Source organism: Herbaspirillum sp. GW103, assembly GCF_000261365.1.
In the GTDB taxonomy this organism is placed as follows: Bacteria; Pseudomonadota; Gammaproteobacteria; order Burkholderiales; family Burkholderiaceae_D; genus Herbaspirillum.
Window position 1 is genome coordinate 399,409 of sequence record NZ_AJVC01000002.1, and the last position, 13,915, is coordinate 413,323.

A 13,915-nucleotide genomic window follows, 5' to 3' on the forward strand; every position below is an offset into this window, starting at 1 on the left:
TCGCCATCGCAACGCCAGCCCGACATGAAATCCCCCGCCACGCTGTCCCCCCATCCACCAGGACAGGAGCCCTCGGCCCGCCCGTCGGCCAATCGCCTGCAGCAATGGATACAGCGCGTCGGCGAGCGCCTCGAAGGTCTGCCACGCGGCCCGCGCCGCCTGGTGCAATGGGCCGTGATGCTGTTTGCCACGCTGCTGGCCCTGCTCATCATTTCGGTGCCGCTGGATTTCACCGCGCAGTGCGTCTTTGCCATCGGCTGCTTCGTCGCCGCGCTGGTGTTGCGCAAGCAGTCGGGGCGCTTCCCGGTACTGGTGCTGATCACGCTCTCGCTGATCGTCTCGATGCGCTACATGTACTGGCGCATCACCTCCACGCTGGCCTTTGAAAGCTGGCTGGACATCGTCTTCGGCTATGGCCTGCTGGCCGCCGAAATGTATTCCCTGCTGGTATTGACGCTGGGTTACCTGCAGACCGCCTGGCCCTTGCGCCGCAAGCCGCAGATGCTGACCATGCCGCCCTCGCAATGGCCGACGGTGGATATCTTCATTCCCTCGTACAACGAATCGCTGGACATCGTCTCGCTGACCATCTTCGCCGCCCAGGCCATCGACTGGCCCCAGGACAAGCTGCGCGTGCACGTGCTCGATGATGGCCGACGTGAGCAATTCCGCGAGTTCTGCGACAACATCGGCGTGAACTATCTGGTCCGTTCCAACAACAAGCATGCCAAGGCCGGCAATCTCAACGAAGCGCTCAAGGTCACCGATGGCGAATTCGTCGCCATCTTCGATGCCGACCACGTGCCGACGCGTTCCTTCCTGCAGATCTGCATGGGCTGGTTCTACAAGGACCCCAAGCTGGCCATGCTGCAGACGCCGCACTTCTTCTTCTCGCCCGATCCCTTCGAGAAGAACCTCAATACCTTCCGCTCGGTGCCCAATGAGGGCGAGCTGTTCTATGGTCTGGTGCAGGATGGCAATGACCTGTGGAATGCCGCCTTCTTCTGCGGCTCCTGCGCCGTCATGCGTCGCACTGCCCTGACGGAAATCGGCGGCATCGCCACCGAGACCCTGACCGAGGACGCTCACACGGCGCTGAAGATGAACCGCGCCGGCTACAACACCGCCTATCTCGCCATCCCCCAGGCGGCCGGCCTGGCCACCGAGAACCTGGCGCGCCACATCCGCCAGCGCGTGCGCTGGGCACGTGGCATGGCGCAGATCTTCCGGGTGGACAATCCCTTGAAGGGACGCGGGCTGCGACTGGGCCAGCGGCTGTGCTATCTCAACGCCATGCTGCACTTCTTCTATGGCTTGCCGCGCCTGATCTTCCTGACCGCGCCGCTGACCTACCTGTTCTTCGGTGCCCATATCTTCCACGCCTCGGCCCTGATGATCACGGCCTACGTGCTGCCCCACGTGCTGCACGCCAGCCTGACCAACTCGCGCATCCAGGGACGCTTCCGCCATTCCTTCTGGAACGAGGTCTACGAGACCGTACTGGCCTGGTACATCCTGGGGCCGGTGCTGCTGGCGCTGATCAATCCCAAGCTGGGCGGCTTCAACGTCACCGACAAGGGCGGCATCATCACCGACGACCATTTCGACTGGAAGCTGGCGCGTCCCTACATGTTGCTGCTGGCGCTGAACGTGGCCGGCCTGGGCTTCGGCATCTGGCAACTGATCCACGGCGACCCCAATGCCGTGACCACCATCCTCATCAACATGGCGTGGACGCTCTACAACGTCATCATCAGCAGTGCTGCCATGGCCGTCGCCTCCGAAACCCGCCAGGTGCGCAGCGAGCCGCGTGTGGCGGCCGAGCTGCCGGTGCGCATCAAGTGCGATGATGGCAGCCTCATCGAAGGCACTACGCTGGACTTCTCGCAGAAAGGCATCGGCCTGCGCCTGCCGGCCGGGGCGACCATCGCGCGCAATGCCCGCATCGAGGTCACGCTGTTCCGCAATGATCAGGAGAAAGTGTTCCCGGCAGTGGTGGTGTTCAGCCGCAACGACATGGTCGGTGCGCAGTTCCACGAACTGACGCTGCGCCAGCAAAGCGAACTGGTGCGCCTGACCTTTTCGCGCGCCGACATCTGGGCCAACAACTGGGGCAAGAGCCGTCCCGATACCCCGCTCAAGGCCCTGCGCGAAGTGGCCGGCATCGGCATGAATGGTATCCGGCAAATGTTCAAGGCGCTGGCGATCCAGCTGCGCCGCCGGCCCGCCGAAGCACGCGCGCCTGCCTCGGCAGCAGCCTCCGCCTCATCGGCAGCTCCCGCACCTGCCATGGATAACACTCTGGAAAAACAATAATGAAAACGAAGCAGCCTCAAGCGCAGCGCGCCCTGTTGCGCCAACGCTCCCTGTGTCTGATGCTGGCGGCGGTGATGACCGCCGGCAGCCTGCCGCTGCCGGTGCTGGCGGCCTCTGCTGGCAGTCCCGCGAGTGCGGCCACGGCCACGCCCGGCCTGCCCGCACCGGTTCCGGTAGCCGGCGACCCTTACGTGTTCACCTTCAAGCAGCTGGGGCGCAATGGCTCGATGAACCTGCATGGCGTGGACGCTACCGACAGCCTCAACTTCGACGTGCCGGTCTCGCTGGTGACCACCGGCGCCCACGTGACGCTGTATTACACCTATTCCCCGGCCTTGCTGCCGGACCTCTCGCAGATCAACGTGATGGTCAACGACGTGGTGGCCGGCAGCATCCCGCTGCCCAAGGAAGGCTCGGGCAGCATGCAGACCGCCAAGGTCGACATCCCGCCCAAGCTCATTACCGAATTCAATCGGCTGAGCCTGCAATTCATCGGCCACTACACCATGGGCTGCGAGGATCCCCTGCATTCCAGCCTGTGGGCGCGCGTGGCCAATGGCTCCACGCTGGACCTGCAGACCACGCCCTTGCCGCAGAAGGATGACCTGGCGCAGATGCCATTGCCCTTCTTCGACCGGCGCGACATCCGCATGCTGAGTCTGCCCTTCGTCTTCGCGGGGAACCCTGACAACGGTACGCTGGAAGCGGCGGGTACGCTTTCTTCCTGGTTCGGCGCGCTGGCCGCTTATCGCGGCGCGCGTTTCCCGGTGCAGATCAATGCCTTGCCGCCGCGCGGCAATGCCGTGGTGATGGTGGCCGGCGAGGCCCCCACCAGTGTGGCCGGACTCGAGGTGGCCGCCCCCAAGGGGCCGACGCTGACCGTGCTGCCCAATCCGAATGATGCCAATGGCAAGCTGCTGGTGGTGTCCGGTCGCAACGTGGGCGAACTCAGGCAGGCCGCCGCCGCGCTGGCGCTGGGCAGCAAGGGCCTCTCGGGCAGCTCGGCAGTGATCGACAAGCTGCAGCCGCTGGCGCCGCGCCAGCCGTATGACGCGCCCAACTGGTTGCCCACCGATCGCGCAGTCAAGCTCTCCGAACTGATCGATCCCAAGCGCCTCAACGTGTCCGGTTACAACCCCGGCGAGATCACCATCCCCCTCAATTTCCCGCCGGCTCTCTCCAACTGGCGCCAGGATGGCGCGAAGCTGAAACTGGTCTATCGCTATACGCCCCAGCCCAAGTCCACCAACTCGTCCTTCCTGGTCAGCTTCAATGATGGCCTGATCAAGTCCGACATCCTGCTGCCCAAGGACAAGCTGGACAAGAGCCTGCTGGCTTCGATCAAGGATGAGGCCCTCACGCGCGAGATGGATCTGCGCCTGCCGCTGAACCTGGCCGGTCCGCAATCGCGCCTGCAACTGCGCTACATGTATGACTTCGTCAAGCAGGGCGAATGTCAGGACATCATCATCGACAACGTGCGCGGCAGCATCGATCCCGATTCCACCATCGACCTGCGTGGTTACGATCACTTCATGGCCATGCCCAACCTGGGCGTGTTCAAGGATGCCGGTTTCCCCTTCACGCGCATGGCCGATCTCTCGGAGTCGGCCGTGGTGTTGCCCGACAATGCCAGCACCGACGATCTCGCTGCCTACCTGACGCTGCTGGGCCGCTTCGGCAGCGCCACCGGATACCCCGCCACGGGCGTGGTGGTGACCCAGGCCGCCCAGGTCGACAAGGTCGCCTCGCGCGACCTGCTGGTACTGGCCTCGGGCCAGAACCAGCCATTGCTCAAGCAGTGGGCCGATCATCTGCCGGCGGCGGTGACGGGGGACAAGCAGCGCTTCGATGTGGGTGATTTCGCCCTGCGCGTACGCAGCTGGCTCAAGCTCGCCGACGATGACCAGGCCAAGCGCCGTGCGCGCCTGGCACTGGCCTTCACGGGCGGCGAACCGACCTCTTATCTGACCGGTTTCGAGTCACCGCTCGACAGTGGTCGCAGCGTCGTGGTGCTGGCCGGTGGCGACGCCACGGGCCTGGACCAGATCCTCGCGGCCATGGCCAGCAAGGATCCCGAAGCCGAGACCATCCAGGGCAGCCTGGTGGCCGTGCGCGGCACCACCATCGATCCGCTGCTGGCTGAAGAACAGTATTTCACGGGCAGCATGTCACCGCTGCGCATGCTGCGCTGGTGGCTGTCGCGCCACGTCCTGGCCATGTTCGTGCTCATTGCCGGTGGCATCCTGATGCTCGGCGGCCTGGCCTACCTGACCCTGCGCGCCAAGGCGAGAAAGCGTCTCAATGCCTGAGCTGTCGTTTCAATTTCGACGCCGCAGCCTGGTCAAGGCCATGGCCGCGCTGGCGCTCGGTGGCGTAGCCGGCGTGGTTGAGGCCGCGCCCGCGTCCTCCGCGTGTGCAGTCACGGACTGGCCGGCCTGGCAAGCCTGGGCCAGCGGCCACGTGCAGCCCGATGGGCGGGTCCTGCATTCCAGCCTGCTGCCCAATCACACCACCTCCGAAGGTCAGTCCTACAACCTGTTGCTGGCACTGATCGCCAACGATGCACAACGCTTCGAGCAGATCTGGAGCTGGACCCGCGACAACATGATGGGCGCCGATGCCGCCAACCGCCTGCCGGGCTGGCTGTGGGGGCAGGGCGCCGATGGCAGGTGGCAATTGCAGGATGCCAATTCGGCTTCCGATGCCGACCTGTGGATCGTCTACGCCCTGCTGGAAGGCGCACGCCTGTGGCAGCGCCCGACCTACCGCAGCGATGCCCGGCGCCTGCTCGACAGCATCGAAGCGCGCCTGGTGGTGGACCTGCCGGGCCTGGGCAAGATGGTGTTGCCGGGACCGCAGGGCTTCAACCAGCACAACCAGGTCTGGACGCTCAATCCCAGCTATCTGCCGCTGCCGCTGCTGCGCCGACTGCACAAGGAGCGCCCCAAGGGGCCCTGGCAGCAGATCGCCAGCAATACCGTGCGCATGATCCAGGCCACCAGCCCCAAGGGCTTCGTGGCCGATTGGGTCGGCTACAAGATGACGGCGGTACAGGCCGGTCAGTTCATGGTCGATCCGGCCAAGGGCGAGCTGGGCAGCTATGACGCCATTCGCGTCTACCTGTGGGCCGGCATGACCTCGCCGCGCGACCCCGATGCCACCGCGCTGCTGGCCGCACTGGACGGCATGCGCCAACGCATCCTCGCCACCGGCGCTGCGCCCGAGAAGGTGGCCGTGACCACCGGCGTGGCCGAAGGCCAGGGGCCCTTCGGGTTTGGTGCGGCCCTGGTCCCCTACCTGCAGGCCAAGGGGGAAACCACCCTGGCCGCGCAATGGCAGGCGCGCGCCGCACAGCAACTGGAAAGCGGACTGGCGCAACCCAGCGCGCAACCTGAAATCCTTTACTACAACGTCATGCTGGGCCTGTTCGGAATCGGATGGGCCGAGAAGCGATACCAGTTCCGCGATGACGGAACACTCAATCTGTCCTGGGAGAAGTCATGCGCACGCGCCGTACCACGCTAGCCATCGGAGTGCTGACCGCGCTGCTGGGGGCCCATGCCGCACCGGTCCTGGCCGAGTCCGCGGAGATCGAGGCCCAGTTGGTGGAGCAGGGCCAGTACTGGCAGGCGCGCAACAACAACCAGCGCGCCGCCGAGGTGTGGCAGAAGGTGCTGCAGCTGGACAAGTCCCAGGTCAATGCGCTGTACGGCATGGGTCTGATCGGCGTCAAGCAGAACCGACCACAGCAGGCCAACGACTATCTGGAACGCCTGCAGGCCCTCTCGCCCCAGCCCTGGCAGGCCCGCCAGCTGGCGCAGGACATCGCCCTGGCGCGCCCGGAAAACCAGGCCCTGCTGGCCGAAGCGCGGCGCCTGGTCGATGCCGGCGAGCGTGACCGCGCCACCGATACCTTCCGCAAGATGTTCAACGGCCTCATCCCTTCGGGGTCGGTGGGCCGCGAGTATTACAACAACCTGGCCTTCAACGATGCCAGCTGGCCGGAGGCACGCAAGGGCATGGAACGCCTGTTGCGCGAGACACCGGGCGACAGCATCCTGGCCCTGTTCTACGGCAAGCAGCTGGCGCGCCATGAAGACACCCGGGTGGAAGGCATCCGCGTACTTTCGCGCCTGACCAAGCAGGTGGACATCGCCGGTGATGCCGATGAAAGCTGGCGTCTGGCACTGACCTGGCTGGGGCCGCCGACACCGGCGCAGGTGCCGCTGTTCGAGGACTTCCTCAAGGTGCATCCGGACGACAAGGACATCCGCGATCTGCTGGCCAAGGGCCGGGCGCAGGTGGCCGCCGCGCAGACGCCCACGGTGCTCTCGCGCGGCTTGCAGGCGCTCGAGAAGGGGGATTTGCAGGAAGCCGAAAAAGCCTTCCAGGAGCGTCTTTCCACCCATCCCGATGAAGCCGATGCGCTCGGTGGCCTGGGCGTGGTGCGTCAGCAGCAGAACCGCCTGGCCGAGGCCGAACCGCTGCTCGCACGCGCCGTCGCCAGGGGCGGCAGCGGCTGGAAGAAGGCGCTGCAAAGTGTGCGCTACTGGTTGCTGATCCAGCGCGGCCGCGACTTGCAGGCACGCGGCCAGAGCGCCCAGGCGCAAGATGCACTGACCCAGGCCCTGCGCCTGGATCCGAACAATACCGACGGCCTGGTGGCCATTGCCGACATCGAAGCCACGGCCGGCCGACTGGAGGCTGCCGCAGGCCATTATCGCCAGGTGCTGGCGGTGCAGCCGGCCCAGGTGGGCGCCATTCGCGGGCTGGTCAACGTGCTCTCGCAAAGCGGCCGTGCCGACGAAGCGCTGCGCCTGCTCGACAAGCTCACCCCGCAGCAGCAGGCCGAGTTCGGCGACCAGGGCCGCCTGCGCGCCCTGCGCGCCACTCAGCAGGCCAACCTGGCCGAACAGCGCGGAGACCTCAATGCCGCCCTGGAGGCCATGCGCGAAGCCGTACGCAACGACCCCGACAATGTCTGGACCACCTTCGATCTGGCGCGCCTGTATGTCAAGTCCGGTCAGTCGCGCCAGGCACGCGTGACCATCGACGACTTCACCCGCGCGCATCGCGACAACGTCGATGCGCTCTACGCCAGTGCCTTGCTCTCGGTGGAGATGGCGCAGTGGCAAGATGCGCAGGACACGCTGAGGCGCATCCCCGAGGCCCGTCGCACCGCCGCCATGACCGAGCTGATGCGCCAGGTCACGCTGACCATCCAGGTCGGCCATGCCACCGAGCTGGTCAAGACCGGTCAGCGTCAGGAAGCCCTGGCCCTGCTGGACCGCGTGCAGCCCGATGCAGCCGGCAATGCCGAACGTACCGGCACGCTGGCCTCGGCCTATGTCGATGCCGGTGACACCCCGCGCGCGCTGGCGCTGATGCAGCCGCTCATCGCGCCGCCGGCCACGCCGACCATCGGCACCCGCCTGCAATACGCCTCGGTTCTGCTCAAGGCCGGTGAGGATGCCCAGGTCTACGGCGTACTGACGGCCTTGCAGAACCAGAACATGGAGGTGGCCACCCGCAAGCAATACGACGACCTGCGCTTCCTGTACCGTGTGCGCCAGGCCGAACGCCTGCGCGAGGGCGGCGACCTGGCCGCAGCCTACGACACGCTGGCCCCGGCCCTCTCGCAGCGCCCCAGCGATGTCGGTGCCGTCTCGGCGCTGGCCCGCATGTTCAATGCCGCCGGCGACAACGCCCGTGCCCTGGCGCTCTACAAGCCGCTGGCCGCGCGCAATCCGCGCGACGTCAATGTCTTGCTGGGCGCGGCGGACACAGCCATGCAGGCGCGCGAGAACGACTATGCGATCAGTCTGCTGGAGCAGGTCGGCAAGCTCGACAGCACCGACCCCGCCACGCTGACCGAAGCCGCGCGCATCTATCGGGCGCTGGGCAAGGTCGGTGAAGCTACGGCGCTGTTGCGCCGGGCGGTGGCCATCGAAAACGGCGCGCGCCAGCGCACCCTGGCCGCGCGCGGCAATGGCTTCGACCCGGCTGTCAATCCCTTCCGTACCCGACGTACTCTGCCGGGCAACGAGAACGTGGCTGCCATTCCGCCGCCGGCGGAAACCCTGCTGCGCCCGGCCATGATGGCGGCCGCAGCACCGGCTGCCAGCGATGTACTGCCCACTCCCGCAGCGGCGCGTGCCAGCACGTCCACGGCAGCGCCGGCGGTGGCCTATGGCCAGACGCTCGGTCCCGTGTTCAGCAATGCAGCACCGGCCCAGATGGCCCAGACCACCCAGCCTGCCGCGATGCGCGGCTACGCACAGCCGCCGGTGCAAGCCGCGGCCACTGGCACCGCCTTGCCCGGCGCGGCCAGTGCAGCCCAGCGCGCTTTGCTGGCGTTGCAGGGGCAGGGCGACCAGCCCGCTGACAACCTGAGCCCGGCACAGCGTGCACTCAACGACATCCTGCAGGCCCGCAGTCCCTACGTCACGCAAGGCGTGGTGGTGCGCGGCAATGCCAGCGAATCCGGTCTGAGCCGCATCAACGACATCGAAGCCCCGCTGGAAGCCAACATGCCCGTCGGTAACGGCCGCGTGGCCGTGCGCGTGACCCCGGTCTCGCTGGATGCCGGCGCCATGACCGATGAGGCGGCCAGCCGCTTTGGCGGCGGCGGCTCCAGTGCTACCGGAGTGGGCAAGCAGAGCGCCAGCGGGGTAGGCGTGGCGGTGGCCTATGAGCGTCCCGACGATGGCATCAAGGCCGACATCGGCACCACGCCCAGCGGTTTCAAGTATTCCAACGTGGTCGGTGGCGTCAGTGTGGAGCAGCCGCTGGGCGGCAGCAGCACCAACCGTTTCGGCGTGACGGTCTCGCGGCGTGCCGTCAACGACAGCATCACGTCCTTTGCCGGCAGCACCGATACGCGCGTGGGCCGCTCCTGGGGCGGCGTGACCGCCAACGGCGGACGTGCCGAGATGAGTTCGGACGATGCCCGCACCGGCGTCTACGCCTATGGCGCCCTGCACAGCCTGCAGGGCCACAACGTGGAATCGAACACGCGCGTGGAACTGGGCGGCGGCGCCTACCAGTACCTGACCAACGGCAACGACGAGAAGATGACGGCAGGCGTCTCGGCCACCCTTATCAGCTACGCCAACAACCAGAACTTCTACACCTATGGTCACGGCGGTTACTTCAGTCCGCAAGCCTACCTGGGACTGGGCGTGCCGGTGACCTGGGCCAAGCGCACCGACCGCTTCAGCTTCCAGCTCAAGGGCTCGGCTGGGGTGCAGTACTTCCGCCAGGATGGTGCCGATTACTTCCCCACCGATGCCGCCCTGCAAGCGGCCAGCGGCAAGAGCTACGCCCAGCAGACCAAGACCGGCATCGGCTACAGCCTGGAAGGCAGCGGCGAATACCGCTTCGCGCCGCGCCTGTTCGTGGGCGGCACGCTGCGTCTGAACAATTCGAGCGACTTCCGCGAACTCAATGTCGCCATGTACCTGCGTTATACCCTGGAGGACATGCAGGGCAGTTTCCTGACCTTGCCGGTCAGCCCGTATCGTTCGCCGTATTCCAACTGATTTGACTGAACACTTTTTGATAGAGAGATCGCCATGGCAGCTGCATCCATCCTCGCTGGTCTGAGTATCCTGGTCCTGGGCGAAAGCCACATGAGCCTGGCCGACCACCTCACCGAACCCCTCAACGCCAAGCTGGTCCAGATGGGCGCCAAGGTCCATTCCATCGGCGCCTGCGGCGCCAGCGCCGGCGACTGGCTGACCACCAAGAAGGTCGATTGCGGCGCCGAGCAGATCGACAACGGCAAGATCCAGATCAAGGGGCGCGATGCCACCACCACGCCCATCACCGAGCTCATCGCCAAGGACAAGCCGGACCTGGTCGTGCTGGTCATCGGCGACACCATGGCCTCCTACGACAAGCCCGACTTCCCCAAGGCCTGGGCCTGGCAAAGCGTGACCAGCCTGACCAAGGCCATCGCCGCCACCGGCACCAAGTGCGCCTGGGTCGGCCCGGCCTGGGGCAAGGCCGGCGGCATGTACCACAAGAACGATGCGCGTACCGAACTGATGTCGCGCTTCCTGGCGGCCAACGTGGCGCCCTGCACCTACATCGATTCGCTGACCATGTCCAAGCCCGGCCAGTGGATCACCACCGATGGCCAGCACTTCACCGTGGCCGGCTACAAGTCCTGGGGCGCAGCCATCGGCGATGCGCTGGGCAAGCTGCCGGCCGCTGCCGTGAGTGCCAAGGGCGGCAAGAAATGAGCGCGCTGCGCGTACTGGCGGCCAGCATCGCCCTGCTGGGCTGCGGCGTAGCGATGGCAGCCGATATTCCCTTGTATCCGACCGGCCCGGCCGAGGATGCCGCCTTCATCCGCTTCATCAACGCCACCAGCGAGCCGCTGCAAGTGGTGGCCCGCAAGGGCCAGCCGCCCTTGAAGCTGGAGGCCGCCAAGCCGGTCTCGTCGTTCTTCCCGGTGCAGGCCAAGTCCACCATCAAGGGCACGCTCACCGTCGGTGCCAGGAGCCTCGAGCTGGGCGTGCAAGCCAAGCCGGGCGAGTTCGCCACCGTGGTGGTGCTGCCTGACGCCAAGGGCATCCGCCAGGTGACGGTCCAGGACAATCCGGATGACTTCAATGGCCTCAAGGCCTCGCTGGCCTTCTTCAACCTGGACGCCTCCTGCAGCGGTGCCGCATTGCGTCCGGCTGGCCGTACTGCCGACCTGTTCAAGGGCGTGGCGCAAGGCAGCCTGCAGCGGCGCTCCATCAATCCGGTCAAGCTCGCGGTGCAACTGGTCTGCGGCGGCAGCAACACCGGTCCTGCCCTGGATCTGGGCGAGCTCAAGGCGGGCGAGCGCTACAGCGTGCTGCTGCTGCCCTCGGCCAGTGGTCCGCGATTGCTGGCGACCACCGACAAGCTGGCCAATTGAGTGACTCATCGACGTTGACTGCGCCACGCCATGGTCTTTGCCTCGCTTGAATTCCTCACGCTGTTCCTGCCGCTGTTCCTGCTGGTCTATGCACTGGCGCCGCAGCGCGCGCGCAATGGCGTGCTGCTGGCGGGCAGCTGGCTGTTCTACGGCTGGCTGAGCCCGCTGTTCCTGTCGCTGCACGTGGTGCTGACCATCGTGGCCTGGGTCGGCGGGCTGTTGGTCGATCGGGCCCGGGAGCAGGGCGGCCAGCGCCGTCCCGTGCTGCTGATCGCTCTGGTGGTCTTCAATACGGCCGTGCTGGTCTGGTACAAGTACGCCAACATCGTCGCCGCCACCCTGAGCGAGGTGATGCAGCATTACGGTGCCCTGCCGCTGGCCTGGCAGAAGGTGGCGCTGCCGGCCGGACTGTCCTTCATCGTGCTGCAGGCCATCTCCTACCTGGTGGACGTGCAGCGCCGCACGGTGGCGGTGGAGCGCAGCTTCATCAATTACGCCACCTACATTTCCATGTTCGGGCACTCCATTGCCGGACCCATCATCCGTTATGACTGGGTACAGCGCGAGTTGCGCCAGCGCTGGTTCAACCGGGAGAATTTCTCCCTGGGTGCGCGCCGCTTCATGGTCGGCATGGCCATGAAGGTGCTGGTGGCCGATACCCTCTCGCCGCTGGTCGATGCCGCCTTCCACCTGGAACATCCGGCGCTGGTGGATGCCTGGATCGGCTGCCTGGCGTATTCGATGCAGCTGTTCTTCGATTTCTCCGGTTACAGCGCCATGGCCATCGGCCTGGGCCTGATGCTGGGCTTCCACTTTCCCGAGAACTTCAACCATCCTTATCTGGCCGGCAGCATCCAGGATTTCTGGCGGCGCTGGCACATCTCGCTCTCCAGCTGGTTGCGCGATTATCTCTACATCGGCCTGGGCGGCAACCGCCACGGGGTCTGGAAGACCTATCGCAACCTGTTCCTGACCATGGCCATCGCCGGACTCTGGCACGGCGGCGACAGCTGGAACTACCTGCTGTGGGGCTCGGCCCACGGTGTGGCGCTGTGCATCGATCGCGCCTGGTCGCGCTCGTCGCTGCCGGCCATCCCCTCCTGGCTGGGCCATGTGCTCACGCTGCTGTTCGTGTGCCTGGCCTGGACCCTGTTCCGCGCCCCCGATTTCGACACCGCCCTGGCCATGTATGCGGGCCAGTTCGGCCTGCATGGACATGGCCTGAGCGATGCGCTGGCCGTGATGCTGCGTCCGGTACAGGCGCTGGCTGTACTGCTGGGCCTGTTCTGGATTGTGGCACCGCTGTGGCAGTCGGCGCTGGAGGCACGCTGGGGCAGGCGCGCGCTCTATCTCTGGTTCGTGCAGCTGTGGCCGATTGCGGCCTTCCTGCTCTCCTTCGCACTGATCGCCAGCCGCGAGACCGTTCCTTTCCTTTATTTCCAGTTCTGAGTCCACGATGAGCACGCCTCCCGTTTCCGCTGCGCATACGCCCCCTGAGCCCAGCGCCATGGCGCGCCGGGCCAGCCGCTGGGCCGGTAGCGCGCTGGCCGCCGTGCTGTGTGCCGGATTGCTCTCCTGCGGCTGGCTGGTGTATGCCGGCAAGATCGACTGGCTGCCCGCCCGCTGGACGCGCGAGGATGCCTTGCACGGCGAGCTCACGCATCTGCTGGCCAAGCAGCTCTCCAATGCCTGGCTGCCTGACCAGGCCGCCAGACTGGAACGTGCCGGCAGCTGGTTGCTGCTGGGCGATACCGGCCCGCGCGTGCGGGTGGGCTGTCCCGGCTGGCTGTTCCTGGCCGAAGAATTGCAGGTCAATCACCACGCCCAGGCCAATGCCCAGGCCAAGCGCGCCGCCGTGCTGGCGATCCGCCAGGCGCTGGCGCGTCGTGGCATCGGGCTGCTGGTGGCAGTGGTGCCGGACAAGAGTCGCATTGCCGCCAATGCCTTGTGTGGCCTGACGCGCCCCCCCGAATTGAATACCCGCGCAGCGCTCTGGGTGGCCAGTCTGCAGCAGGCCGGCGTGAACGCCATCGATCTGGCCGCCACGCTGGCGCCGCTGGGAACGGCGGCCTATCTGCATACCGATACCCACTGGAACGAGGCTGGTGCCCGCGCGGCGGCCCAGGTGATTGCCGCGCGCATCGTCGCATCCGGTTTCCATGCCACGCCCGAGCAAGCCTACTCCGCCCAGCCCGGCCCCATGGCGCGTCGTCCCGGTGACCTGGTGCATCTGGCCGGTCTGGACTGGCTGCCGCTGCGCTGGCAACCGACTCCGGAAAGCGTGGCCGCCACGGTCTTCACGGAAGTGCCCGGTGCAGGGGCCGGGCAGGGCGCTGCCACCAAGGGCGGCGATGATCTCGACGACCTGTTGGGCGACAGCCAACTGCCCAACGTGGCCTTGATCGGCACCTCCTTCTCGCGCAATTCCAACTTCCTGGGCTTCCTGCAGCAAGCCCTGGGCGCGAAGATCGGCAGCTTCGCCAGGGATGGCGGCAAGTTCTCCGGCAGCGCCCGCGAGTACTTCGCCAACCCGGCCTTTACCCAGACCCCGCCCAAGCTGGTGCTATGGGAAATCCCCGAGCGTGACCTGCAGACGCCCTATGAGCCCATCACCCTGGCACCTGGTCCCGTGAGCCAGCATTAAGCCTGGCTGAATGCTGTCACTACGGGCATTAATGTTGCATT

At 66.3% G+C, this 13,915-nt stretch carries 8 protein-coding genes; all 8 read left to right on the plus strand.

What is annotated here, in order from left to right:
- Nucleotides 1-24 precede the first annotated feature (24 nt).
- Genes bcsA through GWL_RS03340 form a run of 8 tightly spaced genes read left to right on the plus strand, consistent with a single transcriptional unit; the run spans nucleotide 25 to nucleotide 13,874 of the window.
- The gene (bcsA, locus tag GWL_RS03305) at nucleotides 25-2,316 is read left to right on the plus strand and encodes a UDP-forming cellulose synthase catalytic subunit (protein ID WP_081486021.1); all 2,292 of its coding nucleotides are present in this window, start codon (nucleotides 25-27) and stop codon (nucleotides 2,314-2,316) included.
- Entirely contained in the window at nucleotides 2,316-4,628 is a 2,313-nt protein-coding gene (gene bcsB / locus GWL_RS03310; RefSeq protein ID WP_008326658.1) for a cellulose biosynthesis cyclic di-GMP-binding regulatory protein BcsB, read from the plus strand. The genes bcsA and bcsB overlap by 1 nt, the downstream gene beginning before the upstream one ends.
- The gene (gene bcsZ, locus GWL_RS03315; protein ID WP_008326659.1) at nucleotides 4,621-5,844 is read left to right on the plus strand and encodes a cellulose synthase complex periplasmic endoglucanase BcsZ; all 1,224 of its coding nucleotides are present in this window, start codon (nucleotides 4,621-4,623) and stop codon (nucleotides 5,842-5,844) included. Before bcsB ends, bcsZ begins: the two co-directional genes overlap by 8 nt.
- Complete coding sequence (locus tag GWL_RS03320) at nucleotides 5,820-9,860, plus strand: cellulose biosynthesis protein BcsC (protein ID WP_008326660.1); 4,041 nt, start codon at nucleotides 5,820-5,822, stop codon at nucleotides 9,858-9,860. The genes bcsZ and GWL_RS03320 overlap by 25 nt, the downstream gene beginning before the upstream one ends.
- A 33-nt stretch (nucleotides 9,861-9,893) precedes the next feature.
- On the plus strand, nucleotides 9,894-10,565 hold the full coding sequence (locus GWL_RS03325; protein ID WP_008326661.1) for an SGNH/GDSL hydrolase family protein: 672 nt from the start codon (nucleotides 9,894-9,896) through the stop codon (nucleotides 10,563-10,565).
- Nucleotides 10,562-11,230 (plus strand): alginate O-acetyltransferase AlgF, encoded by a 669-nt coding sequence (locus GWL_RS03330; protein WP_008326664.1) that lies wholly within the window; start codon nucleotides 10,562-10,564, stop codon nucleotides 11,228-11,230. Before GWL_RS03325 ends, GWL_RS03330 begins: the two co-directional genes overlap by 4 nt.
- 30 nt (nucleotides 11,231-11,260) lie before the next feature.
- Nucleotides 11,261-12,679, plus strand: coding sequence for an MBOAT family protein (locus tag GWL_RS03335; protein ID WP_008326667.1), 1,419 nt, complete (start codon nucleotides 11,261-11,263; stop codon nucleotides 12,677-12,679).
- A 7-nt stretch (nucleotides 12,680-12,686) separates the two neighbouring features.
- Nucleotides 12,687-13,874 carry a cell division protein FtsQ gene (locus tag GWL_RS03340; protein ID WP_034349886.1) on the plus strand — a complete coding sequence of 396 codons (1,188 nt, stop codon included), beginning with the start codon at nucleotides 12,687-12,689 and terminating at the stop codon, nucleotides 13,872-13,874.
- Nucleotides 13,875-13,915: the final 41 nt, after the last annotated feature.